This window comes from Microbacterium paraoxydans, from assembly GCF_900105335.1.
Lineage (GTDB): Bacteria > Actinomycetota > Actinomycetes > Actinomycetales > Microbacteriaceae > Microbacterium > Microbacterium paraoxydans.
The window spans coordinates 3,487,257-3,512,088 of the sequence record NZ_LT629770.1 but is presented as its reverse complement, the minus strand read 5'-3'; the positions used below and the strand labels follow the sequence as shown (position 1 = coordinate 3,512,088).

The following is a 24,832-nucleotide window of genomic DNA, read 5'->3' as shown; positions in this document are numbered from 1 at the left end:
CTATGTCACGGGCGCCGCGAGCTCAGGCGCCCGCGCGGGTGAGGTCGGCGACCTGCACCCGGGACAGCGTGACCCCCGCGCCCTGCATCAGCTCGTCGACGTGGTCGGTCGCGAACGTGTTCACGATCGGCGCGGCGACCGTGCGCTGTGCGAGCAGCCATGCGATGGACACGGCCGCGACAGGCACGGCGAGCTCCGCCGCGACCTGATCCAGCGCACGCAGCACCTTGGTCCCGCGGCGGTTGAGGTGACCCCGCAGCTGCTCGCCGCGGACGCCGCGCGATGCGAGGGCCTTCGTCCGGTGACGGCCGGACAGGAATCCGTGCTCCAGAGCGTGGGACGGCGTCACGGCGAGGTTCTGCGCGCCGGCGACGAGCCGCAGGTCGCCCTCGAACGGCTGCCGGCGGACGAGGTTGTACGGCGTGTCGATCACCGTGATGCGCGGATATCCCGCCGACGCGAGGATCCGCGCCTCGACGAGCCTCTCCGGCGTGAAGCCGTACGCGCCGAGCGCCCCGATCTTCCCCGCCTCGACGAGCCACTCGACCGTGGCCAGGGTGTCCTCGAGGTTGGTCGTCGCATCCAGCGTGGCGTCCAGGTACAGCACGTCGATGCGCTCGACGCCGAGCCGGGTCAGCGACCCCTCGACGGCACGGACGAGGTTGACCGATCCCAGGCCGGGGTTGTCGGCGTGGGCTCCGATGCGCACGCTCAGGACGACGCGCTCGCGCTGGTCCCGCGACCGCAGCCACTGCCCGAGGATGTGCTCGCTCCGCCCGCCGGAGAACCCGTCCGCGGTATGGATGGCGTTGCCGCCGAACTCCACGTAGCGGTCGAGGATGCCGTGGCTCGTCTCGAGATCGACGTTCCATCCGAACTCCGCGGCGCCGAGCATGAGCGGGAACGTCTCGTACCCGGTCTCGCCGAGGGCGGCGCGGATGGACTCCCCCACGCCGGGCCCGACGATGGGGATGGGAGCGGAGGGGTGGTCCTCGTGCTCCTGCGGGGCGCGTTCAGCAGGTGTTCCTGCGCCTACGCTGAACAACCGCATACTCTCACCCCCGCCGTGATCGGCCGGAGCCGATCGACATCACTGCTTCGCTGGCACCCCCCGGTGCGTACTTCGAGGGTATGCGACGTGCGCGAACGTCCCGACCAATCCGGGGAACGGCGCGCAAACTTCCCATAACGTTTCGATCACGGCACAGACGACGGAACCCGGGCCTCTCCGACGGAGAGACCCGGGTTCCGTGTCATCCGTGTCTTACTCGGCGGCGTCCTCGGCCGGAGCCTCGTCCGCAGCGGGCGCATCGTCGAGCACGGGCTCGAGCGACAGCTTGCCGCGATCGTCGATCTTCGTGATCTTCACGAGGATCTTCTGGCCGACGGAGAGCACGTCCTCGACGTTCTCCACACGCTTGCCACCGGCGAGCTTGCGCACCTCGGTGACGTGCAGCAGACCGTCCTTGCCCGGCAGCAGCGAGATGAAGGCGCCGAAGGTGGCGATCTTCACGACGGTGCCGAGGAACTGCTCGCCGACCTCCGGGTTGGTCGGGTTGGCGATCGCGTTGACCTGGGCACGGGCGGCCTCGGCCGAGGGGCCGTCGGTCGCGCCGATGTAGACGGTGCCGTCCTCCTCGATGGAGATCTGCGCGCCGGTCTCGTCCTGGATCGCGTTGATCGTCTTGCCCTTCGGGCCGATCAGCTCGCCGATCTTGTCGACCGGGATCTGGACGCTGATGACGCGCGGCGCGGTGGGTGCCATCTCGTCGGGAGCGTCGATCGCGGCGTTCAGGACGTTGAGGATCGTCAGACGAGCGTCCTTGGCCTGGGTCAGCGCGCCCGCGAGCACCGACGACGGGATGCCGTCGAGCTTCGTGTCGAGCTGGATGGCGGTGACGAACTCGCTCGTGCCGGCGACCTTGAAGTCCATGTCGCCGAGCGCGTCCTCCGCACCCAGGATGTCGGTCAGCGCCGCGTACCGCGTCTCCCCGTTGACCTCGTCGGAGACGAGGCCCATCGCGATGCCGGCGACGGGGGCGCGCAGCGGCACACCCGCGTTGAGGAGCGAGAGGGTCGACGCGCAGACGGAGCCCATCGAGGTGGAGCCGTTGGAGCTCAGCGCCTCGGACACCTGACGGATCGCGTACGGGAACTCCTCGCGGCTCGGCAGAACCGGCACCAGTGCGCGCTCGGCGAGGAAGCCGTGCCCGATCTCGCGACGCTTCGGCGAACCCACGCGGCCGGTCTCACCGGTCGAGTAGGGCGGGAAGTTGTAGTGGTGCATGTAGCGCTTGCTGGTCGTGGGCGACAGCGAGTCGATCTGCTGCTCCATCTTGAGCATGTTCAGCGTGGTGACACCCATGATCTGGGTCTCGCCGCGCTGGAAGATCGCGGAGCCGTGCACGCGCGGGATGACCTGCACCTCGGCGTCGAGCGGACGGATGTCCGCCAGCCCGCGGCCGTCGATGCGGGTGCCCTCGGTGAGGATGCGACCACGGACGATCTTCTTCGTGACGGACTTGTACGCCGCGGAGAACTCCAGCGGGGCCGCGGCCGGGAGCGAACCCGCCTCGGTGGCCTCGATGAGCTCGGCCTTGACGCGGTCCTTGATCGCGTCGTCGGCGTTCTGGCGCTCGGTCTTGTCGGCGATCTGGTAGACGTCGCTCAGCTCGGCGAACGCGCGCTCGGACACGAAGTCGTAGACCTCGTCGCTGTACGCGGGGAAGACCGGGTAGACGCCCGGCTCCTTCGACGCGGTGGCGGCGAGCTCGGCCTGGGCCTTGACGAGCTGGGCGATGAACGGCTTCGAGGCCTCGAGGCCCTGGGCCACGATGGTCTCGTCGGGCTTGGTGGCACCGGCCTTGATCAGGTTCCAGCTGCCCTCGGTCGCCTCCGCCTCGACCATCATGATCGCGACGTCCTCGGAGCCGTCGGCCTTGGTGACCACGCGGCCGGCGACGATGAGGTCGAACACGGCCTCGGAGACCTGCTCGGCGGTCGGGAACGCGACCCACTGGTCCTCGTGCTGACCGTGACCGGGGATGAACGCGAGGCGCACACCGGCGACGGGACCCGAGAACGGCAGACCCGAGATCTGGGTGGACGCGGACGCGGCGTTGATCGCGAGGGCGTCGTAGAACTCGCCCGGCGCGATCGAGAGGACCGTGATGACGATCTGGACCTCGTTGCGCAGGCCGTCGACGAACGACGGGCGCAGCGGACGGTCGATCAGACGGCAGACCAGGATCGCCTCGGTCGAGGGACGACCCTCGCGACGGAAGAACGAGCCGGGGATCTTGCCGGCGGCGTAGGAGCGCTCCTCGACGTCGACCGTCAGCGGGAAGAAGTCGAAGCCCTCTCGCGGGTGCTTGCCCGCGCTCGTGGCCGACAGGAGCATGGTCTCGCCGTCCAGGTAGGCGGCGACGGCGCCCTGAGCCTGCTGCGCGAGGCGGCCGGTCTCGAAGCGGATGGTGCGGGTGCCGAAGCGGCCGTTGTCGAGAACGGCCTCGGTGGCGGTGATTTCAGGACCTTCCAAGAGGTCTCTCCTTCTTTGTTTAGACTCGCGAATCCGTGTGACGCGCGAGCGTGTTCAAAGGAGCGGAACGGAAGGGTTCGGGCGCGCGGGCATTCCCGCGAATCTCGCCTGCGCTGGCCACCAGTAGAAAGCCACCCGACGTGCGCCGAGGAACCCACCACAGGGGACCAGCTTCTCCGCCGATCGCTCCATGAGTCGATGTGAAATTGTCGGGTGACCGGAGTCACCCTCGACCACACTACCAGCGTGTCCGTCAAGACCCGAGGGTTCCGCGCTCGGCGCGGTCCCGACACCCGACCGTCACCCGGCGTTCACCGTGCGTGCGCCGGAGCGAGAGACGGCTCGGCTGTGCTGGGCGCATGCGGATGTCAGTGATCGGATGCGGGTATCTGGGAGCGGTGCACGCTGCGGCGATGGCCTCGCTCGGTCACGATGTCGTGGGGATCGACGTGGACGAGGGCAAGGTCGCCGACCTCACCGCGGGTGCCGCGCCCTTCTTCGAGCCTGGCCTCGCCGAGCTCCTCGAGGACGGGGTGCGGTCAGGGCGGTTGCGCTTCGCCGCTGATCCGGCGGCCGCTGCCGGGGCGGAGGTGCACTTCCTCGCGGTCGGTACCCCGCAGTCCGCCTCCGGGCCCGCGGCCGACCTCCGCTTCGTCGACGCGGCGATCGACGGGCTGCTCCCCCACCTGCGACCGGGGGCGGTTGTGGCCGGGAAGTCGACGGTCCCCGTGGGCACCGCAGCCCGTCTCGCCCGTCGGATCGCGGAGACCGGCGCGACGCTCGCCTGGAACCCCGAGTTCCTCCGGGAGGGCTGGGCCGTCCACGACACCCTCCGCCCCGACCGTCTGGTGGCCGGCGTCGAGGACACCCCGCAGGGCGCCGCCGCCGTCGACCTGCTCCGCCGCGTGTACGCCGCGGCGATCGACGCGGGCGCGCCCTTCCTCGTCACCGACCTGGCCACCGCGGAGCTCGTGAAGGGCGCCGCCAACGCGTTCCTCGCGACGAAGATCTCGTTCATCAACGCCATGGCCGAGATCGCCGAGGCGGCCGGAGCGGACGTCACCCTCCTCGCCGAAGCACTCGGACACGACCCGCGCATCGGCCGTCGCTACCTCGGCTCGGGAATCGGGTTCGGGGGCGGCTGCCTGCCCAAGGACATCCGCGCGTTCGCGGCGCGCGCCGAGGAGCTCGGACGCGGGGAGGCCGTCGGGTTCCTGCACGAGGTGGACGCCATCAACCTCCGCCGACGGGATCGGGCGGTGCGCCTCGTGGTGGATGCGCTCGGCGGCCTCGTCTTCGGGCGGAGGATCGCCGTCCTCGGTGCGGCCTTCAAGCCCTTCAGCGACGACGTCCGCGACTCTCCCGCCCTGGAGGTCGCCGTGCGGCTGCGGGGACTGGGGGCCGATGTCGTGGTGACGGATCCCGCGGCGATCGAGAACGCCCGCGAACGACATCCGCAGCTCGGGTACGCCTCGTCCAGGGACGAGGCCCTGCGGGACGCGGATGCGGTCGTCGTCGTCACGGAGTGGGACGAGTACCGCCGGGAGCTCCGTCCCCAGCACGCCGGCGGGCTCGTGCGGGGCCGCATCGTGATCGACGGGCGGAACTGTCTGGATGCCGACGCGTGGCGGGCTGCCGGCTGGACCTACCTCGGGATGGGACGACGCTGAGGCCCCGTCGGTCAGACCACGCTCGCGTCCTGCCGCACAGTGGAGCGTCCGAGGTAGACGTAGTCGTCGTGCTTGGCCCGACGCCCGTCCCCCGCCGCGCGGCCGTGGAGTCGTCGCCACACCCACGGGAGCGCGTACTGCCGCCACCAGGCCGCGCGTCCGATCGGCTCGTTCTCGTGCAACGCCGCATCCAGCGCTCCCAGCGCGTCGGCGTGCGGCACCCCGAGCACCTCCGCGACGCGATAGGCGAGCACCCGGTGGCCCCGACTGCCGAGATGCACGAGGTCCTCGCCCCAGTGCTGTCGCTCCCCCAGCGCCGGGAGCAGATCGGTGTCGATGAGGATCGCACCGGTCCGCGCCGCGACACCGGCGAGCGCCGTGGCGAAGGCGGAGAAGCGCCGCGTGTACAGCGCCGCCGCGCGACGGGCCGGCAGGAACGGCGTGACCAGGATCACGTCGGCACCGGTCGCGCGCAGCCGCCGCACCGCGGTCTCCAGACTCGCGGCGAGCGCGGGCACGTCGACGCGGTGCCTCACGAGATCGTTGGCACCCACCAGGACGGTGACCAGGTCGGGGCGGAGTTCGCGCGCCCGCTCCAGCTGCGGTCCGCACACGTCGGACACCCGCTTCGACCGGATCGCGAGGTTCGCGTAGTGGAGGCCTCCCCGCGCGGCGAGGAGCAGCGCGAGCCGGTCCGCCCACCCGCGGAGCGCCCCGTCGGGTCCGGGATCGCAGAGCCCCTCGGTCACCGAGTCGCCGAGGGCGACGATCCGTCGCCAGCGGCGCGAGGGGGCGGGCGGGGCCGGCTCCGGCCGGACGAGGCGGCGAGCGCGCAGCCGACGGTCCACGGCGTGCAGCGTCCGCGCCTCCTCGAAGTGATCCAGGAGCTGATCGCCGAGGTGCGCCCAGCTCCGGCCCTGCACCGCGCTCCAGCCCGCCTCCCCGAACGCCCGACGCCGGCGCTCGTCTCCGGCGAGATCGGTCACGCGACGGCGGAGGTCTGCGAGGTCTCCTGGTCGGTACAGCCATCCGTCGACGCCGGGTCGGACGAGATCGAGCGGGCCTCCTCTGCCTGTGGCGACCACGGGGACACCGCTCGCATGGGCCTCCTGGAGTGTCTGCCCGAAGGTCTCGCTCTCCCCCGGATGCACGAAGACGTCGAAGGAGGCCAGCGCCGCGGCGAGCGCCTCCCCGTCGAGCCGCCCGAGGAAGAGGGCGTCGGGAAGCTGCTCCTGCAACCGCTCCCGCCGGGGGCCGTCTCCGACGATGACGAGACGCGCGCCGGGGATGCCGTGCAGTGCGGCGAGATCCTCCACCTGCTTCTCGGGGGCGAGGCGTCCGACGTAGCCGATGACGATCTCGGCTCCCCACTCCGCCCGGAGCGCGTCGCTGCGCCGCGAGGGGTGGAAGAGCTCGGCGTCCACACCCCGCCCCCAGGACCGGATGCGGTCGATGCCGAGCCGACTCAGCTGCAGTGCCGACTCGGTGGACGGCGCGAGCGTGAGTGTCGCCCTCCGGTGCAGTCGGGCGATGTGGGCATGGGCGATCCCTGTCGTCACCGCGACGCGATACCTCTCCGTGTACGCGGCCACGTCGGTCTGGTATGCCGCGACCGTTCCGACACCCCCGCGTTCTGCAGCGAGCAGGCCCCGCCACCCGAGCGCGAACGGCGACGCGAGGTGGACGACGTCGGGACGGAAGCGGTGGAGCTCCGCGCCGATCCTCCGGGTGGTCGCCGCGCCCACGCGGACGTCCCGGTACCCCGGGAGCGGGACGCTGGGAATCGCCGTGACGGGCGCGCCGTGCAGCTCCGCCGGGATTCCGATCGCGGCCGGAGCGAGCACACAGGACTCATGCCCTCGGCGCTCCAGGTGACGGAGGATCTGCATCACGGATCCGGTCACACCGTTCATGTGCGGAAGGAAGGACTCGGTGACGATCGCGACTCTCACACCCTCAGGATGACGGCGATCCCCGTCCCCGCCGAGGGGAATCGGCGTCGGGCACCGGATGTTCACCGGATGCTGGATCACGGGTCACCGGCTATCCGCGCGTTGGTTCCCGTTCACCGCCCCGGGGCAGAGTGACGCCCGTGTCGACAGACCTGCTCGCTGACGTCCTCGCCAGCCCCTGGAGCCTGGCCGCGATGAGCCTGCTCGTGCTCGGTGACGCGTTCTTCGTCATCATCCCCGGGGAGATCGCCGTGACCGCCCTCGGCGCCGTGGCGGTGACCACCGGAACGCCCGCGCTCTGGATGGTGGTGCTCTGCGCTGCGGGGGCAGCGGTGCTCGGCGACGCCTGTTGCTATCTGATCGGTCGTGTCGTCGGCACCGAGCGCTGGGGCTGGATGCGAGGGCACCGCGTCCGGCAGGCCCTCGCCTGGGCACGCCATCGGCTGGACCACGGCACGGCCACGGTGCTGTTCACCGCGCGCTTCGTGCCGTTCGCCCGGCTCGCCGTCAACCTCGTGGCGGGCGCCTCCCGCATCCATCCCCCTCGCTACCTGGTACTCGTGACCCTGGCCGCGCTCGGGTGGGCGGGCTACCAGGCCGCCGTCGGAGCGATGGTCGCCGCAGTACTGCCCGGGGGCCCTCTCGTCGCCGTCCCGGTGTCGGTGGCACTCGCCGTCGCCCTGGGGCTCGGGCTCGACCGACTCACACGGAGGCGGGAGCGGTGACCCTCGCCGCCCGTCCGGCCGTGCTCTAGGCTCGGGAGCATGAGCACCGAAGAAGGCGCCGGCTCCTCCTCCGAGGACATGAAGCGCAAATTCAAGGAAGCGCTCGAGAAGAAGAACGCGCACCACCGGCAGGGCGAGGCTCACCTCGACGGCGATTCCGCCGTGCACGCGGCCCACGCCCCGCAGACGCGGCGCGAGTTCCGACGCAAGAGCGGTTGATCGCGAGGATGCGGGAGCCGGTCTCCTGCTCCCGCATCCCCCTCCGCAGACACGAACGTGCCCCGCGCCGGAAGGCACGGGGCACGTCGCTGTCAGGCCGCCGTTCGGGTCACTCTCCGGCGAGACCGCCGAGCATGTGACCGAAGGAGCGTCCCTCACCCAGGTAGGTGGCGGGGTCGTACGGGTCGACGACCGCGGCGGCATCCCGGCGCGCGACGGCCTCGGCGAGTTCCCTCGCCCCCTTCTCGACCCGCTTCGCCAGCGGCGCGACGTCGTCCCCCGCGCCGCCCCAGTCGCTCGACGCCGCGAAGACGCCCGTCGAGACGGCCTCGGCATGCAGGTAGGCGAACAGCGGTCGGATCGCGTAGTCGATCGCGAGCGAGTGCCGCGGTGTCCCCGCGTTCGCCCCGATCAGCACCGGCTTGCCGGTGAGCGCGTCCGGGTCGAGCACGTCGATGAACGACTTGAACAGCCCGGAGTAGCTCGTCGAGAAGATCGGGGTGACCGCGATCAGCGCGTCGGCCGAGACGACGGTGTTGATCGCCGTCTCGAGTGCGGGGGGCGCGAAGCCGGTGAGCATGTTGTTCGTGATGTCGTGCGCATGGTCGCGCAGCTCGATCACGTCGACGGTGGCCTCGATGTCGCGCTCCGCGAGCGCCTTCACGGTCTCCGCGGCCAGCCGGTCGGCGAGCATCCGGGTGGACGACGGGTTCGACAGCCCCGCCGAGACGACGGCGATGCGACGCGTGGTCATGTCAGGCCTCCTTCCGGCCGAGTCCGAAGGCGGCACCCGCGGGCGCCGGCGTGTCCTGGTAGGGCGAGTCCCCGGTGAGGTTGTCTCCGCGGTTCGCACCGGGGCGCGCCTGCCGCGTGGGCCCGTCGCCGTACGTCGCCTGCACGCGCGCGGCGTGGGTCGGCGCGTCGGGCACCGTGGACGGGCGGTCCTTCGCGAGCTCCTTGCGGAGCACCGGCACGACCTCGGAGCCGAGGATGTCGAGCTGCTCGAGGACCGTCTTCAACGGCAGACCCGCGTGGTCGATGAGGAACAGCTGGCGCTGGTAGTCGCCGTAGTGCTCGCGCATCGCCGCGTACCGGTCGATCACCTGCTGCGGCGATCCCACCGTCAGCGGGGTCATCTCGGTGAAGTCCTCCATGCTGGGGCCGTGACCGTAGACCGGGGCGTTGTCGAAGTACGGGCGGAACTGGTTCACCGCGTCCTGCGACTTCGCGGCCATGAACACCTGGCCGCCGAGACCGACGATCGCCTGCTCCCGCGTGCCGTGCCCGTAGTGCTCGAAGCGCTGACGGTACAGCTCGATGAGCCGCTGGTAGTGCTCCTTCGGCCAGAAGATGTTGTTCGCGAAGAAGCCGTCGCCGTAGTAGGCGGCCTGCTCCGCGATCTCCGGGGTGCGGATGGAGCCGTGCCACACGAACGGGGCGATGCCGTCGAGCGGACGGGGTGTCGAGGTGAAGCCCTGCAGCGGGGTGCGGAACTTGCCCTCCCAGTCGACGACGTCCTCACGCCACAGCTTGTGCAGCAGCGCGTAGTTCTCGATCGCGAGCGGAAGGCCCTGACGGATGTCCTGCCCGAACCACGGGTACACCGGGCCGGTGTTGCCGCGGCCCAGCATGAGGTCCATGCGGCCGTCCGAGACGTGCTGCAGCATCGCGTACTCCTCGGCGATGCGCACCGGGTCGTTCGTCGTGATCAGCGTGGTCGAGGTCGAGACGATGAGGCGTTCCGTCTGGGCGGCGAGCGCGGCGAGGAACGTCGTGGGGCTCGACGACCAGAACGGCGGGTTGTGGTGCTCGCCGATGGCGAAGACGTCGAGGCCCACCTCCTCGGCGTGCGTGGCGATGGCCAGCGTCGCCTTGATCCGCTCCTGCTCGCTGGGGGTGACTCCCGTGGTGGGGTCGCGGGTGATGTCGCTGACCGACATGATGCCGAACTGCATCGCCTGCGCGCCTGACTGCTCGCTCATGATTGCTCCGTGTTCTCCGAATCGGATGCTCGACATCCGGTTCTATTCATTTGCATGTAATTGGGTCAACGCGTGCAGGGCAACTTTATTCCCGGCCGGTAGCCTCGGAGAATGAGCACCACCGGAGTCGGGACGACGGGGCCCCACACGGGGCCGGTCGCCCGCAAACGCCGACGCGTGCCCTTCTGGGACAACGCGCGATACGCCTGCATCGTCCTCGTGGTCTTGGGTCACGCCATCCAGCGCCTCAGCTACGACTCGGACATCGCCTTCGCCTTCTATCTGGCGCTCTACGCGTTCCACATGCCGGCGTTCGCCATCATCTCGGGCTACTTCTCCAAGTCGGGCTCCCCCACCCGGACGCAGATGGCCCGCGTCATCACCGACATCATCCTGCCCTACGTCATCTTCGAGGCGCTCTGGACGCTCACGAAGTGGCTCGTGGAGGGAGAGACCACCCCGAATCCGACCCAGCCCAGCTGGACGCTCTGGTTCCTGCTCGCGCTCGGGATCTTCCGTCTCGTCCTCCCCTACCTCGCGTTGCTGCGTTGGCCGCTGCTGTGGACGATCGTGATCTCCATCGGCGCCGGCTACCTGCCGAACGTCGACAGCACGTTCTCGCTCTCCCGGACCCTGGGGCTGCTGCCGTTCTTCACCCTGGGCTGGTGGCTCCGGGAGCGGAACGTCGTCGACCGCCTCCGCCTCCTCGACGTCCGCCCGTGGTGGAGCCGCGTCCTCGCGCTCGTCGTCCTCGGCTCGGCCGGATGGGCGGCGTGGAACTGGCTGCCGCTGTGGCAGGCAGTCGACCTGCGGCACTGGCTGTTCTACGAAGACTCCTACGTCGACCTCGTCGGCGATCAGTGGTGGGCCGGCGGCATCCGCATCCTGCTCATGCTGCTGGCGGTCGTGCTGTGCGCCGCCTTCTTCGCCCTCATCCCGCGCGGCGCGTACTGGTGGACCACGTTCGGCCAGTACACGATGTACGTCTACCTCCTGCACTCCTTCGTGCTCTACCCGTTCCGCGAGAGCGGCGTGCTGCGCGACCTCGAGCCGACCTGGTTCTGGCTCCCTGCGGTCACGGCGCTGTCGGTGGTCCTCGCGCTGCTGCTCGCGACCAAGCCCGTGCGGCGGGTGTTCCGTCCGCTCGTGGAGCCGCGGCCGCGGTGGCTGTTCGCCGACCCCGAGCTCGCCTCGCGGGAAGGCCGCCGGAACGATCCGACCGGATCCCGGCGTCCGCGGTGACAGCCACCCACCCCGCATCCGAGGTCCGGGACCGGCTCGTCGCCATCGCCGACTCCCAGGGGTTCGCCGCGCACGGGCTTCACGTGCGCATCGGCGACGACACCGCGGGTCACCGCTGGACACCCGACGTCCGGGAGGACGTGCACTCGATCGCGAAGGGCGTCTGCGTGCTGGCCGCCGCGCTCGCCGCCGACGACGGACTGATCCGCCTGGACGACACCGTCGCCACCCTCCTTCCGGACCACGAACTCGGCGAGGGTGTCGCTCACATCACCCTGCGTCACCTGCTGTCGATGTCGAGCGGCATCGACCTGCCGTGGTCCGAGACGCTGATGACGGACTGGCCGGATCTGGCCCGGGAGTTCCTGCGACGGCCATCACGCGGCCGCGTGTTCCAGTACTCCAACGCGAGCACCTACACCGCCATGACCGCCCTCGCGACCCGGGTGGGCAATGTCGGCGACTACCTCTCGACCCGCCTGTTCGCCCCGCTCGGCATCGAGGACGTGGCGTGGTCCCGCTGCCCGAACGGCCGCATCGAGGCGGGGGGTGGCCTGCCGCTCCGCACCGAGGAGGTCGCGCGCCTGGGGCTGCTCATCCGCGATCGTGGCTCCTGGCAGGGACGTCGACTCGTCGCCCCGGAGTGGATCGACGCCATGCACGAGGACGGCGTCATCGCGGGCGTCAACCCGGGCTACGACCGCTACGCGCTCGCGGGCTGGCAGGGTCCGGGACGAGCGTGGCGGCTGCACGGGGCCCACGGCCAGCTGCTGCTCTTCCTCGACGACGCGGTGGTGACGGTGACCGCTCACGATCACGCCGGAGCGGATGCGTTCGCTGCGGACGCCGTCGCCGTCCTCGAAGACGTCGCCGCCGGCTGAGTGCTCAGGCGAACAGCTCCGCCCCCACGTACGAGCCCGGTCGCGCTCCCGGGGGGATGGCCCAGATGCCTGAGCCCACGTGACGGATGTACTCGTTGAGACGATCGGTCGACAGCCGGCGTTGCAGGCTGATGAACTGGGCGGGATCACGCTGGTAGGACAGGAAGAACAGCCCGGCGTCGAGTCGTCCGAGGGCGTTGTTGCCGTCGACGTAGTTGTAGCCGCGGCGCAGGATGCGGATGCCGTCGTTCTGCTCCGGATGCGCGAGCCGGACGTGACTGTTCGCATCGATCTTCGTGCCGCGGAAGTCAGGCGCCGTGAACTCGTCGCCTCCGGAGAGCGGCGCCCCGACCCCCTTGTCCCGTCCGATGATCGTGTCCTGCTCGGAGAGGCGCACCCGGTCCCAGGTCTCGATGAGCATGGCGATCTTCCGGGCGACCAGATACGAACCGCCGGCCATCCAGGACGGCTCGTCACCCTCGGCGACCCAGACGTGCTCGGCGAGCGCCGCGGTGTCGTCGGCGAGGATGTTGGCCGTGCCGTCCTTGAAGCCGAAGAGGTTCCGGGGCGTGGCCTGGCTTGCCGTCGTGCGCGAGGTCTTGCCGAATCCGAGCTGTGACCAGCGCAGGCGCGCCCGTCCGAACGCGATGCGGCTGAGGTTGCGGATCGCGTGCACGGCGACCTGGGGGTCGTCGGCACAGGCCTGGATGCACAGGTCGCCGTGCGACGCTGCGGGATCGAGGTCGTCCCCGAGGAAGGCGGGGAGGCGTTCGAGGCCGGGCGGGCGCCGCGCTGCGAGACCGTAGCGATCGCCGTCCTCGTTCTCGAACAGCCCCGGACCGAACCCGAACGTGAGGGTCAGGCCCGCGGCGGGGAGCCCCAGCGCCTCCCCCGTGTCATCCGGGGGCGCTTCGGCGGGGCCGTTCACCGCGCCGCTCGCACTCACCTCCAGCCCCTGCGTCATCCGCGCCGCGGCGTACGACCAGTCCTGCAACAGGGAGATGAGGTCGTCCCGGTCGGTGCGGGGCATCATGTCGAAGCTCGCGAAGTGCAGGTGGTCCTGCACCGGCGTCGTGACGCCGGCCTGGTGCGCGCCGAAGAACTCGTACCGCGACTCGGCGTCCTCGGCGGCGCGCGCACGCCCGAGCGCCATGCCTCCGGCCGTCCCGGCCCCCAGGCCGACGGCCAGCCCCGCGACGCCACCGCCGACGGCCAGCCCGAGCAGCCCTCGGCGGCTGAGACCACCGCCGGAGGGCTCCGACGGCAGGACCGCCGGCGCCTCCCGGGCGACGGATTCCGACTCGTTCACGTCCGTGCTCCTCCGTGTGCCGTCGTCAGTCGAGCACCGTGCCGGTGAGCTGCGAGAGCGGCTCGGCGAGCGCGTTGATGAGGTCGGTGAACTCCCGCTTGTCCGCTTCGGTCAGCTCGCCGTAGCCGACGAAACCCTTCGTGAGCGAGCCGTGCGCGGCGAGGGACTCCTCGAGGGCGGTGTATCCGGTCTCGATCTCGGAGACGAGGGCCTCGCCGTCGTCGCCCTGCGCCGCGGCGAAGTCCTGCACCAGTGAGAAGGCCATCTTGGATCCCTCGACGTTCGCGGCGAAGTCGAAGAGATCCGTGCCGGACCACCAGTCCTCCTCACCGGAGATCTTGCCGGTGGCCACCTCGTCGAGCAGTGCGATCGCGCCGTTCGAGATGCCGCCGATCCCCTGGTCGTCCAACGCGGCGGTGAAGTCGTCCGAGTGCACGTAGTCGTACAGCTCCTGCACGTCGGCCAGGAGCAGGTCGCCGTAATCGGCGCGCTCCGCGGGCGTGGACGGCGTCCAGTCCTGCCATGCCGGGGTCTCTCCGTCGGCGTTCAGCGCGTCCTTCGCCGGCACCCAGAGGTCTTTCTCGATGCGGTGGAACCCGGTCCAGTCCAGGCCCTCCGCCACCGCATCGACCTCTCGGTAGTCGATCCGCGGGTCGAGGTCTCCGAGCGCCTCGGCGACGGGCTCGATGCGCTCGTAGAACGCCCTCGTCTGGGGGAAGAGCGTGCGGGCGGTCTCGTCGTCGCCGGACTCATAGGCGGCCACGAGGTCTTCCACGGCCGGCACGAGCTGCCCGACCTGATCCTTCACGAACGCCCCGTAGAGATCGACGGCCTTCTGCTTCTGCTCGGCGTCGGGGCCGTCCACCGCCACGCGGTCTCCGGTCACCGTGAACGCCGCCCGACCGACACCGTCGCCGACCATGCCCGGCTTGCAGAGCGTGAAGTACTCGCCCGGCTGGGCGACCACCGTGAGGGTGCGGGACGCGGCCGGGGCGATGTTCTCGACTTCGCCGACGATCCGCAGTCCGTCCTCCGCCAGCAGGTAGAACTCGGAGACCTGGTCGGTGTCGTTCTTCACATCGAACGTCAGCGTCCCGCTCTTCGCGGTGGACGCGGAGACGGCGCAGTCCGTGGCGGTGGACGAGACGTCGAACGCCGCCGTCGCCTGGCTATCGCTCTTCGCGACGCAGCCGCTGAGGAGGAGGACGGCGGTACCCGCGGCGGCTGCCGCGGCGAGGACCCGGTGCGAGGTGATCATGCTGCTCCTTGCTGTGTGAGGGAGGACGTCGGGGTGGCGGCGGAGGCACCGCGCGTCGAAGGGCGTGCCGAGCGAAGGCCGCGGAGGTAGAGCCCGCCCACGACGAGGAGGTAGAGGCCCCAGGCGAGCACCTGCAGCCACGTCATGGCGGGCATGAAGCCGACCGTGGCCTGCAGGACGGAGGCCAGGGCGCCGCCGGGAGCGATCGCCGCCGACACGTCGAACGCCCAGCCGAACGGGAAGCCGGCCGCGCCCACGGCGACGGCGCCGGTGACCGGGTCGAGCGGAGCGGCGGCGGTGAACGGGCCGGGAAGCGCGCCGGCCTCCTGCAGATCCATCAGCGCGTAGGCGAGGACGCCTGCCGCGACGATCACGAGGAAGCCGCCCGTCCAGGCGAAGAAGCGCCGCAGGTCCAGGCGCAGCGCCCCGCGGGAGATGAGCCAGCCGAGCACGACGGCCACGCAGAGTCCCAGGAGCGCGCCGACGAGGGCCGAGGGGGCGTCGCCGAAGGACTGCACCATCGACCACAGCAGCAGCGTGGTCTCGATCCCCTCGCGGGCGACGGAGACGAAGCCGATCGCGATGAGCGCCCAGAGACCACCCACCGTCAGCGCGCGATCGATGCCGCCCTCCAGAGTCGCCTTCATGGTGCGGCCGGCGCGCTGCATCCAGAAGATCATCCACGTCACCATCGCCACCGCGACGAGGGACAACCCGCCGCCGATCAGCTCCTGGGCCTGGAACGTCAGTTCGTAGGCTCCGAAGGTCAGGATCGCGCCGATGCCCAGAGCGAGGGCGATCGCGAGACCGACCCCGGCCCACATCTTGGGCAGCGCGTCCCGCCGACCGAGACGGCGGAGGTAGGCGACGAGGATGCCGACGACGAGCGCGGCTTCGAGACCCTCGCGGAGTCCGATGAGGAAGGTGGCGAGCACGGGAGACACTCTCTGACTGACGACTGAGGTAAGGCATCCCTTACCACCGAGACTCTAGCACCGCGACCGGCGCCGCCCCGACACCACCGCCGGAGGTAATGGAGTGCAACAGAGCGTCCTCCGGCCACATCCCCGACATAGCCTCGGTCCATGGCTGAACTCTCGCTCCCCATCCTCGACCTGTCCCAGCTCGACGACGGCCCCGAGGCCGCGGCGCGCTTCCGCGACGACCTCCGCGCGGCCACTCACGACGTCGGCTTCTTCTACCTCGCCGGCACTGGGATCTCACCGGAACTCGAGGCGCGGCTGCACCAGGCGGCCCTCGACTTCTTCGCCCTGCCGGAGGAGGACAAGCTCGCGATCGAGAACGTCAACAGCCCGCACTTCCGCGGCTACACCCGGATCGGCGGGGAACGGACGCAGGGCAAGGTCGACTGGCGCGAGCAGATCGACATCGGCCCCGAGCGCGAGCCGGTGGACGACGGCCCCGCCTTCAACCGCCTCATCGGCCCCAACCTCTGGCCGGCCGCCCAGCCCGAGCTGAAGCAGGTCGTCACCGAGTGGCACGACGCCCTGACGGAGATCGCCCGCAAGCTCCTGCGCGCCTGGGCCCTCACTCTCGGGGCCGAGGAGACCTACTTCGACGAGACGTTCCGCGATCCGTCGACCCTGATCAAGATCGTGCGGTACCCGGGCACGAACGAGCCGGAACCGCAGCAGGGCGTCGGCGCGCACAAGGACTCCGGGGTGCTGACGCTGCTCTGGGTCGAGCCCGGCAAGGGCGGGCTCCAGGTCGAGCGTGACGGCGAGTGGGTGTCGGCTCCCCCGGTGCCCGGCGCCTTCGTCGTCAACATCGGCGAGCTGCTCGAGTACGCCACCGGCGGCTACCTCAAGGCGACGAACCATCGGGTGATCTCGCCGCGGGCGCCCGAGGAGCGCATCTCGATCCCGTTCTTCTTCAACCCCGCCCTCGACCAGCAGCTGCCGTTGCTCGAGCTCCCCGCCGACCTCGCCGCCGAGGCCACCGGAATCACCGAGGACCCGAGCAATCCGATCCACGCGACCTACGGCGAGAACGCCATGAAGTCGCGACTGCGCGCGCACCCCGACGTGGCGGCCATCCACCACCCCGATCTGGTCCGGACGCCCGCCTGACAGGCTCCGCGACGCGTCATCCCGGACATGACGAAGGCCGCCCCACACCGTGGGGCGGCCTTCTCAAGAATGTTCTGCGCGATTGAACGCTGGGTCCGTGGTGCCTTATCGGCGAAGACCAAGGCGTGCGATCAGCGAGCGGTACCGCTCGATGTCGACGCTCTGGAGGTAGCCGAGCAGACGACGGCGCTGACCCACGAGCAGGAACAGACCACGACGCGAGTGGTGGTCGTGCTTGTGCTCCTTCAGGTGCTCGGTGAGGTCCTTGATGCGCTGCGTCAGCATCGCGGCCTGCACCTCGGGGGATCCGGTGTCACCGGGGTGCGTCGCGTACTCTTCGATGATCGCCTTCTTGACGTCTGCTTCCAGTGCCATAGATTCGATCCCCTCTCTGCTTGTTGCGCGGCGCCCGACGCCTGATGCGTGAGCTCTCTTTATCCGCGGCCGATCGAACGGCAACCTGACGAGTCTACCAGCCCGAACGACCACGGCGGGACACGGGGTCCGGACCGGGGTCCACCGGTCAACTAGGCTCGGGATGTGCAGAAGAAGATCGCCCTGTGAGCTCCCGACGCGGCCATCTGATCGACCTCACCCCGCTGAAGGCGAGCCCGGCCTTCGCCCGGATGTGGATCGGCTCGACGCTCGCCGGCATCGGCGGTCAGCTCACCATCGTGACCGTGATGCTGCACGTGTTCGAACTGACCGAGAGCACGTTCGCCGTCTCGATGATCGCCGTCGCCGGCCTTCTCCCGATGATCCTCGCCGGTCTGTACGGCGGCATGCTCGCCGACGCGTTCGACCGCCGGCGGGTCGCGCTGATCGCGGCCACCGTGACGTTCGCCTCCACCGCGCTCCTCGCCGCGCTCACGTGGACGGGGACGGAGACGATCTGGTGGCTGTACGCGCTGAGCATCGTGAATTCGGCGGCGAACTCCGTCGGCATGGCCACCCGGACGGCGATCGTCCCCCGGCTCATCCCCCGCCGCATGCTCGCCGCCGCGTCCGCGCTCAACGGCGTCGCCTTCGGACTCACGGTCATGGCCGGCCCCGCGCTGGCCGGACTCCTCGTGGCCCTCACCGGGTACGGCTGGACGTACACGATCGACGTCGTGCTCATGCTGTCGATGTTCCTCGGACTGTGGACCCTCCCCGCCCTGCGCCCCGAAGGCGACACCGTGCGCCCCGGCTTCGCCTCACTCGTCGACGGCTGGCGCTTCCTCCGACGGGCGGGCAACATCCGGATGCAGTACGTCATGGACATCATCGCGATGACCTTCGGGCAGCCCCTCGTGCTCTTCCCGGCGCTGGGCACCGTGATCCTCGGCGGCGGGGCGTTCACGACCGGCATCCTCACGGCCGCGGTCGCCGTCGGCACCTTCTCCTCGAGCCTGTTCTCCGGCCGCGTGGTGCAGTACCGGTGGCACGGTCGTGGGATCGCCCGTGCCATCGAGGCCTACGGCGCCGCGATCGCCCTGTTCGGCGTCGTCCTCCTGATCGGCGCGTTCTCCGCGACGCCCGCCGGTGAGGACCGGCCGCACGTCCTGCTCATCGTCGCCGCCTGCGTGGCGCTCGCGCTCTCCGGCGCCTCGGACAACATCAGCTCGATCTATCGGAACACCATGATGCAGGCCGCGGTACCCGACGCCATGCGCGGACGCCTGCAGGGGCTCTTCGTCGTCGTGGTGACCGGCGGCCCCCGCGTCGGCGCCCTCTACGCCGGGACCCTCGCGACGCTGACGTCGCTGTGGTTCCCCCCGCTGCTCGGCGGCATCCTCGTGATCGTCCTCGTCGCCCTCCTCGCCCGTCGGCACCCGCGGTTCCGCGCCTACGACGCAGAGAACCCCGAGCCCTGACGGGCCCGGGGTTCGGAGAGGTCTGCGCGCGTCAGTCCTGCTGCAGCGCACCCTGGAGGTCGAGCGTGATCGTGACGTCCTTGCCGACGAGCACTCCGCCGGTCTCCAGCGCGGCGTTCCAGGTGAGGCCGAAGTCCTCGCGGTTGATGACGGTCTTGGCGGAGGCACCGGCCTTGTAGTTGCCCCACGGGTCGCTGCCGAAGCCGCCGAAGTCGAGCTCGAAGGTGACGGGCTTGGTGATGCCCCGGATGGTGAGGTCGCCGTCCACGAGGAAGTCGCCGCCCTCGACGCGCGCGCCGGTCGAGACGAAGTCCATGGTCGGGAAGTTCTCGGTGTCGAAGAAGTCGGCGGAGCGGAGGTGCTGGTCACGGCCCTCGTCCTTCGTGTCGACGGAGGTCACGTCGACCGAGGCCTCGACCTTGGCGTCGAGGGGGTTCTCCGGGGCCACGAGCGTCGCGCTCTTCACGCCGAAGGTGCCGCGCACCTTCGAGATCATCATGTGGCGGACGCTGAAGGTCACCTCGCTGTGGGACGGGTCCAGGACCCAGGTGCCGGGGCGGTAACCGGGGATGTCGATGCTGCTCATGGTTGCTCCTCAGGAGACGTCGGCCGCGGCGGCGGCGAAGGGATGGCACCGCGATCGTCCGCGGCACCCTTCCCACAACATACATTCACTCGCATGTATTCCCGTGACGAGCAGAAAGTCCGGAGACGTCGAAAGCGCCCCACACCACAGGGGGCGGGGCGCTTCCGAACGAGGATGTCAGCCGACGGCGACGAGATCGATGATGAAGATCAGCGTCTTGCCGGAGAGGAAGTGTCCTCCCCCGGCCGGGCCGTAGGCGAGGTGCGGCGGGATGATCAGCTCGCGGCGACCGCCGACCTTCATGCCGGGGATGCCGTCCTGCCAGCCCTGGATCAGGCCGCGAAGCGGGAACTGGATGGTCTCGCCGCGACCCCACGACGAGTCGAACTCCTCGCCGGACTCGAACTCCACGCCGGCGTAGTGGACGGTCACGGTGTCGCCGGGCTTGGCCTCGGCACCGTCACCCTCGATGATGTCGCGGATGACCAGTTCTGCGGGGGCAGGGCCGGTCGGGGCGTCGAACTCGGGCTTTGTGCGATCAGTCATGGCTCCATCCAACCCGACCGTCGCGCGCCCGGTCAACGCGACCGCACCTGCTCACAGCGAACACCTCGTCGAGCCGCCGTGGCTGCCCGTCACGGAGACCCTTGACACATCCCCGGGGCCGGGTGCACCCTGGTGGCAGATCAACTCAGCGCCCGGGAGACATGCAGGCATCGCCGCAGCACCGGGCGCTGAGTCTGTCTCCGGGCGTGCCGCTCAGTAGGCCAGTAGCGCGGCTCGTGCCGCCCTCGTCCGGATCAGCAGGGCACGCTCGTCCTCGACCGCGAGCGGGTCGCGACCGGTGATCGCCCGCTGGCGGACAGCCGCCAGCGCCGTCGCGTCCTTGATGAACTCACGCATCAGCGGCCGGCGGTCGCCGCGCAGCTGCGCCGCCCACGCCAGCCCGACCTTGCGCCCGGCGGGCGTGGCGAGCATCGTGACCTCCTCCGGCGTGAACCAGCCGGCGGCCGCGTACTCGGCCAGGCGCGCCCGCGTGAGCCGCGCCTCCTCTCGCCGCAGCGCGACGATCCCGAGGATGAAGCCGATGAACAGCGGCACCTGCAGGGTGAAGTAGAGCCCGAAGAAGTCGGCGAAGGTGGCCGAGCCGTTCCACAGGCCGTGCAGGAGGATCGCCCCGACCATGCCGAGCAGGCCCGCGCCGGCGGCCGCTCCCGCGGAAGCGTGCCGGCGAGCCACGAGGCCGATCGCGAACCCGGTCAGCGAGGTGAACATCGCGTGGGCGAACGGCGACAGCACCGCGCGCACGATGAAGGTGACGCCGAGCTGCTCTCCGCCGCCCTCGATCAGGCTGATGGCGAAGTACTGGATGTTCTCGGTGAACGCGAACCCCGCGCCGACAAGCGCCCCGTACACGACGCCGTCCACCGGACCGTCGAAGGAGCGCCGCGCGAGCAGGAAGATGAGGAAGACCCCGAGGCCCTTCCAGAACTCCTCGACGATGGGAGCCTGGACCACCGCGGAGAACTCCTCGGAGCGGATGTCGAACAGCATCGTGAGGCCGATGTCGACGAGGAGCGTGAGGCCGACCGCGGCCACGGCACCCCAGGCGATGGCGAACGCCACGAGACGCTTGGGCTCCGGCTCCCACCGGTCGATCATGCGCACCCCGAGGAAGACGATCGTGAGCGGGATCAACGCCAGGACGAGCCCGATGACCGATGCGGTCGGTCCGAGCGCCCAGCCGAAGTAGCCGATGAGCGCCAGGAGGAGGAACCCGAGGAAGCCGAACAGCCACAGCGAGATCGTCCGGCCCTTCTTGTTCGGCACCGGGAGAGCCGGCAGCGACTCCGCGGGCGACGGCGCGACGGGAGCCGGCGGCGTGTAGGGCGTCGGCTGCGCGAGGGCCGACGCATAGCCGGGCTGCTGTCCGAACGACGGCGGCAGATACGGCGACTGCGCGTACTGCGCGGCGGAGTACGCACTCGGCTGCGCGGACGGCGGCGTGTACCGGGCGGGCTGCTGGGGGTCGGACGGTCCTCCGAAGGTCATGCTCAAAGCTTATGGGGCACAAGCATCCGCGCCGGGCTCTGGGGGCTTCCTCCACCCGACCGGCCGCACGCACCCGGTAGCGTAGAACCATGCGGTTCGCTCACCTGCGCCGTCCAGACTCCTCCCAGGCGGTTCTCGCCGTGGTGGAGGACTCGGACGCCATCCTCGTCTCCGATCTCCTGTCCGACGCGCCTGCCACCCTGCAGCAGCTGATCGAGCGAGGAGACGCCGGACTCGACGAGCTCCGCGCCGCCCTGCGCGGCGGCACGGCCCCGCGCCACCCGCTGACCGGCTGGGGGTTCGCCTCCGCCGTGATCGCGCCGCCGGCCGTGCTCGCCGTCGGCCTCAACTACGCCGCGCACTCCAGCGAGCTCGGACTCAAGACCGACGCCGCACCGACCGTGTTCACGCTGTGGCCGAACTCGCTGACCGGTCACGACCAGACCACGTCCTGGCCCCGGAGTCTCAGCGAGGCCGTCGACTACGAGGCCGAGCTGGGCGTGCTCATCGGCACCCCCGCGAAGGACGTCCCGGAAGCCGATGCCCTGACGCACGTGTGGGGCTACACGGTGGTCAACGACATCACCGCGCGGAACATCCAGTTCTCCGAGGCGCAGTGGTCCCGCTGCAAGTCGTTCGACGGCTTCACCCCCACCGGGCCCTTCGCGGTGACCGCCGACGAGATCGCCGACCCGCAGGACCTCCACATCTGGACCGTCGTGGACGGACACACCGTGCAGGACGCCAGCACCGACCAGATGGTGCGCTCGGTGGCGAAGCTCATCGCCCACCTCTCCCAGTCGCTCACCCTGCTCCCCGGCACCCTGATCTCCACGGGCAGCCCCGGCGGTGCCGGCTACTCGCGCGACCCGCAGATCTTCCTCCGCGACCGCTCGACCGTCACGGTCGGCATCGACGGGATCGGCGAGCTCACGACGCACTGCCGCATCCTCGACTGACCCGGATACGCGAAGGGGACGGGAGCTTCGAGCTCCCGTCCCCTTCGCATATCCGGCCGACGCTCAGATCTGGATGAGGTCGTCCGGGGTGACGATCGGGATGGCCGCCGTGACCGCCTCCAGACCCGAGAGACGGGCGGGAGAGAGCTGCTTGGTGACCTCGTCGCGCGACATGAGTCCGGCCTCGACCACCAGGTCGGCGACGTTGCGGTTGGTCAGCAGGGCCGTCTTGGCCAGGGCGGCGGCCGCTGCGTAGCCGATGAAGGGCGTGAGCGCCGTGATGACGCCGACCGACGCGCCGACCATCGCGCCCAGACGGTCACGGTTGGCGGTGATGCCCTCGACACAGTTCACGCGCAGCGTCCACATGGCCTGACGCATCCAGGTGATCGACTGGAAGATCGAGTGCGCGATGACGGGCTCGAAGGCGTTGAGCTGGAGCTGACCGCCCTCGACGGCCATGGTCACGGTCATGTCGGCGCCGACGACCGCGAACGCCACCTGGTTCACGACCTCCGGGATCACCGGGTTGACCTTGCCCGGCATGATGCTGGAGCCGGCCTGCCGTGCGGGAAGGTTGATCTCGCCCAGGCCCGCCTGCGGACCCGACGACAGCAGGCGCAGGTCGTTGCAGATCTTCGAGAGCTTGATGGCGTTCCGCTTGAGCGACGAGGAGAACGACATGAAGGCGCCCGTGTCGCTCGTGGACTCGACGAGGTCGGTGGCCGTCTCGAGGTCGAGCCCGGTGATCTCGCGCAGGTGCTTCAGCACGGCGGGCGCGTAATCGGGGTGGGTCGTGATGCCGGTGCCGATCGCGGTCGCGCCCATGTTGATCTCGAACATGAGCGAGGCGTTCTCGGTGAGGCGGCTGTGGTCCTCGCCCAGGGTCGTGGCGAAGCCGTGGAACTCCTGGCCGAGCGTCATGGGCACGGCGTCCTGGAGCTGGGTGCGGCCGACCTTGAGGATGTCGTGGAACTCCCCCGCCTTGCCGAGGAAGGCCACGCGCAGGGCGTCCAGCTCGTCGAGCAGCGAGCGCAGCGTCAGCGAGAGGCCGATCTTGACCGCGGTCGGGTACACGTCGTTTGTGGACTGGCTGCGGTTCGTGTGGTCGATCGGAGAGAGGAAGGCGTAGTCGCCCTTCTCGCGTCCGGCCATCTCCAGCGCGATGTTGGTGATGACCTCGTTCGCGTTCATGTTCGTCGACGTGCCGGCGCCGCCCTGGATGACGCCGACCGTGAACTGGTCGTGGAACTCGCCGTCGATGACGCGCTGTGCCGCGCGGTCGATGAGGTCGGCCCGCTCGGCGTCGAGGACGCCGATCTCCTTGTTGGCCCTGGCGCTGGCCTGCTTCACCATCGCGAGGGCGATCACCAGTTCGGGATAGACCGAGATGGGGCGCTTCGTGATCGGGAAGTTCGCATCGGCGCGGGCGGTGTGGATCCCCCAGTACGCGTCGGCGGGAATCTCCATGCTCCCCAGCGAATCGGTCTCGGTGCGGGTATGGGCGGGCGCGGCAGAAGCCATGTCACATCCTCGTGGGTCGTGGCGAACGGAAAAGTGGGGGATGCGACCAGTCTACGCCGGTCCCTGCGGGGTTTTCCGGGAGAACACCTCCAGGCGCTCCTCCGGGGCCAGCGCCGCCATCCGCGCGATCCACTCCTCCGAGAAGTAGTCGTCGGTCGGCGCGTCGACCACGGGGACGACCGTGTGCGTGAGGGTCTCCGGCCGCACGTGCACGAGCTGGAACGCCTGGGCGGCGTCCATGCCGTTCACCTCCGCCGCCGGACGGGCGACGTTCATCGTGTAGCAGGTGGCGGATGCCACGCTCACCGGGACACCGGCGAACAGACCGTGTGCGGAGTAATGCAGGTGGCCGGCGAGGATGCCGCGCACGTCGGTGCCGCGGATGACGGCGGCGAGCTCGTCCTGATGACGGAGCTCGAGGATGTCGAATAGCGGCAGATGGCTGGGCAGCGGCGGGTGATGCATAGCCAGGATCGTGCCGTGCGGCGCGGGCTCCGCGAGGACGTCGGCCAGCCACGCGAGCTGCGCCGGGTCGAGGTCGCCGTGGTGCCATCCCGGGACGCTCGTGTCGAGGGCCACGAGCCGCAGCCCGTCGATATCCCAGACCCCGGTGACCGGCTCTTCGGTGGGCTCGCCGTCGAGGAGCGCTTCGCGCAGCGCCGGGCGCTCGTCGTGGTTGCCCGCGACCCAGACCACGGGAGCGCCGAGCTCGGCGGCGACCGGCTCGATCGCGGCCCGGAGCCGGCGGTACGCATCCGGCTCGCCGAGGTCGGCGAGGTCCCCGGTGATCACGATGGCGGCGGGAGCGGGATGCACGGCGCGGATCGCCTCGAGCGTCCGCGCGAACGTGCGCTCGACGTCGTACCGTCCCCCCAGCGCGGCACCGCCGGCCAGGAAGTGCGGGTCACTGACATGGATCAGGACATGGGACGCGGGGGCGTACCGGCCGAAGACCGGGGGCGTTCCGTTGAGTGCGGACATGCCCTCAG

Annotated in this window: 22 protein-coding genes; 8 read left to right on the top strand and 14 right to left on the bottom strand. The window is 70.3% G+C overall.

Going from position 1 to position 24,832, the window contains the following annotated elements; genetic code table 11:
- Positions 1-22: 22 nt before the first annotated feature.
- Positions 23-1,051: an aldo/keto reductase gene (locus BLU02_RS16980; RefSeq protein WP_060921086.1), complete on the bottom strand. Its 1,029-nt coding sequence runs from the start codon at positions 1,049-1,051 to the stop codon at positions 23-25.
- A 213-nt stretch (positions 1,052-1,264) separates the two neighbouring features.
- Positions 1,265-3,538, bottom strand: coding sequence for a polyribonucleotide nucleotidyltransferase (locus BLU02_RS16975; protein WP_060921087.1), 2,274 nt, complete (start codon positions 3,536-3,538; stop codon positions 1,265-1,267).
- A 359-nt stretch (positions 3,539-3,897) separates the two neighbouring features.
- On the opposite strand from BLU02_RS16975, the gene BLU02_RS16970 reads away from it, so the two are divergent.
- On the top strand, positions 3,898-5,208 hold the full coding sequence (locus BLU02_RS16970) for a UDP-glucose dehydrogenase family protein (protein ID WP_060921088.1): 1,311 nt from the start codon (positions 3,898-3,900) through the stop codon (positions 5,206-5,208).
- A gap of 11 nt (positions 5,209-5,219) precedes the next feature.
- On the opposite strand, the gene BLU02_RS16965 is transcribed toward BLU02_RS16970, so the two are convergent.
- Entirely contained in the window at positions 5,220-7,160 is a 1,941-nt protein-coding gene (locus BLU02_RS16965; protein WP_083371095.1) for a GDSL-type esterase/lipase family protein, read from the bottom strand.
- A gap of 140 nt (positions 7,161-7,300) precedes the next feature.
- On the opposite strand from BLU02_RS16965, the gene BLU02_RS16960 reads away from it, so the two are divergent.
- Entirely contained in the window at positions 7,301-7,885 is a 585-nt protein-coding gene (locus BLU02_RS16960) for a DedA family protein (RefSeq protein WP_157547078.1), read from the top strand.
- Between the two features lie 39 nt (positions 7,886-7,924).
- Complete coding sequence (locus BLU02_RS16955; RefSeq protein ID WP_025103207.1) at positions 7,925-8,104, top strand: DUF5302 domain-containing protein; 180 nt, start codon at positions 7,925-7,927, stop codon at positions 8,102-8,104.
- A gap of 109 nt (positions 8,105-8,213) precedes the next feature.
- Here the strand turns inward: BLU02_RS16955 and BLU02_RS16950 are convergent, their stop codons facing one another.
- A complete protein-coding gene (locus BLU02_RS16950; protein WP_025103206.1) occupies positions 8,214-8,858 on the bottom strand; it encodes an FMN reductase in 645 nt (214 codons plus the stop codon).
- A gap of 1 nt (position 8,859) precedes the next feature.
- Positions 8,860-10,086, bottom strand: a complete 1,227-nt coding sequence (locus tag BLU02_RS16945; protein WP_025103205.1) for an LLM class flavin-dependent oxidoreductase — start codon at positions 10,084-10,086, stop codon at positions 8,860-8,862.
- Positions 10,087-10,197: 111 nt separating this feature from the next.
- Between BLU02_RS16945 and BLU02_RS16940 the strand changes: the two genes are divergently transcribed.
- Together BLU02_RS16940 and BLU02_RS16935 are read left to right on the top strand one after the other, a co-directional pair.
- The gene (locus BLU02_RS16940; protein WP_060923353.1) at positions 10,198-11,328 is read left to right on the top strand and encodes an acyltransferase family protein; all 1,131 of its coding nucleotides are present in this window, start codon (positions 10,198-10,200) and stop codon (positions 11,326-11,328) included.
- A complete protein-coding gene (locus BLU02_RS16935; protein WP_060923352.1) occupies positions 11,325-12,209 on the top strand; it encodes a serine hydrolase domain-containing protein in 885 nt (294 codons plus the stop codon). The genes BLU02_RS16940 and BLU02_RS16935 overlap by 4 nt, the downstream gene beginning before the upstream one ends.
- A gap of 4 nt (positions 12,210-12,213) precedes the next feature.
- On the opposite strand, the gene efeB is transcribed toward BLU02_RS16935, so the two are convergent.
- From efeB to efeU, 3 genes are all read right to left on the bottom strand, one after another.
- On the bottom strand, positions 12,214-13,476 hold the full coding sequence (efeB, locus tag BLU02_RS16930; protein WP_167627869.1) for an iron uptake transporter deferrochelatase/peroxidase subunit: 1,263 nt from the start codon (positions 13,474-13,476) through the stop codon (positions 12,214-12,216).
- 67 nt (positions 13,477-13,543) lie between these two features.
- On the bottom strand, positions 13,544-14,776 hold the full coding sequence (gene efeO / locus BLU02_RS16925; protein ID WP_060923360.1) for an iron uptake system protein EfeO: 1,233 nt from the start codon (positions 14,774-14,776) through the stop codon (positions 13,544-13,546).
- Positions 14,773-15,711 (bottom strand): iron uptake transporter permease EfeU, encoded by a 939-nt coding sequence (efeU, locus tag BLU02_RS16920; protein ID WP_060923361.1) that lies wholly within the window; start codon positions 15,709-15,711, stop codon positions 14,773-14,775. Before efeU ends, efeO begins: the two co-directional genes overlap by 4 nt.
- Before the next feature lie 150 nt (positions 15,712-15,861).
- Here efeU and BLU02_RS16915 point away from each other — a divergent pair, with 150 nt between their 5' ends.
- On the top strand, positions 15,862-16,866 hold the full coding sequence (locus BLU02_RS16915; protein WP_060923362.1) for an isopenicillin N synthase family dioxygenase: 1,005 nt from the start codon (positions 15,862-15,864) through the stop codon (positions 16,864-16,866).
- A gap of 105 nt (positions 16,867-16,971) precedes the next feature.
- Here the strand turns inward: BLU02_RS16915 and rpsO are convergent, their stop codons facing one another.
- Positions 16,972-17,241, bottom strand: a complete 270-nt coding sequence (gene rpsO, locus BLU02_RS16910; protein WP_017203073.1) for a 30S ribosomal protein S15 — start codon at positions 17,239-17,241, stop codon at positions 16,972-16,974.
- 185 nt (positions 17,242-17,426) lie between these two features.
- Here rpsO and BLU02_RS16905 point away from each other — a divergent pair, with 185 nt between their 5' ends.
- The gene (locus tag BLU02_RS16905; RefSeq protein WP_060923363.1) at positions 17,427-18,722 is read left to right on the top strand and encodes an MFS transporter; all 1,296 of its coding nucleotides are present in this window, start codon (positions 17,427-17,429) and stop codon (positions 18,720-18,722) included.
- A 31-nt stretch (positions 18,723-18,753) separates the two neighbouring features.
- On the opposite strand, the gene BLU02_RS16900 is transcribed toward BLU02_RS16905, so the two are convergent.
- The 3 genes from BLU02_RS16900 to BLU02_RS16890 all read right to left on the bottom strand — a co-directional run bounded on the left by BLU02_RS16900 (position 18,754) and on the right by BLU02_RS16890 (position 21,360).
- Complete coding sequence (locus BLU02_RS16900) at positions 18,754-19,308, bottom strand: YceI family protein (RefSeq protein ID WP_025103197.1); 555 nt, start codon at positions 19,306-19,308, stop codon at positions 18,754-18,756.
- Between the two features lie 177 nt (positions 19,309-19,485).
- Positions 19,486-19,854, bottom strand: coding sequence for an FKBP-type peptidyl-prolyl cis-trans isomerase (locus tag BLU02_RS16895; RefSeq protein WP_025103196.1), 369 nt, complete (start codon positions 19,852-19,854; stop codon positions 19,486-19,488).
- A gap of 213 nt (positions 19,855-20,067) precedes the next feature.
- A complete protein-coding gene (locus tag BLU02_RS16890) occupies positions 20,068-21,360 on the bottom strand; it encodes a PrsW family intramembrane metalloprotease (protein ID WP_083371065.1) in 1,293 nt (430 codons plus the stop codon).
- 89 nt (positions 21,361-21,449) lie between these two features.
- Here BLU02_RS16890 and BLU02_RS16885 point away from each other — a divergent pair, with 89 nt between their 5' ends.
- Positions 21,450-22,319: a fumarylacetoacetate hydrolase family protein gene (locus BLU02_RS16885; protein WP_060922642.1), complete on the top strand. Its 870-nt coding sequence runs from the start codon at positions 21,450-21,452 to the stop codon at positions 22,317-22,319.
- Positions 22,320-22,382: 63 nt separating this feature from the next.
- On the opposite strand, the gene BLU02_RS16880 is transcribed toward BLU02_RS16885, so the two are convergent.
- Both BLU02_RS16880 and BLU02_RS16875 read right to left on the bottom strand, forming a co-directional pair.
- On the bottom strand, positions 22,383-23,843 hold the full coding sequence (locus tag BLU02_RS16880; RefSeq protein ID WP_025103193.1) for an aspartate ammonia-lyase: 1,461 nt from the start codon (positions 23,841-23,843) through the stop codon (positions 22,383-22,385).
- A gap of 51 nt (positions 23,844-23,894) precedes the next feature.
- On the bottom strand, positions 23,895-24,824 hold the full coding sequence (locus BLU02_RS16875) for a phosphodiesterase (RefSeq protein WP_060922643.1): 930 nt from the start codon (positions 24,822-24,824) through the stop codon (positions 23,895-23,897).
- Positions 24,825-24,832 lie beyond the last annotated feature (8 nt).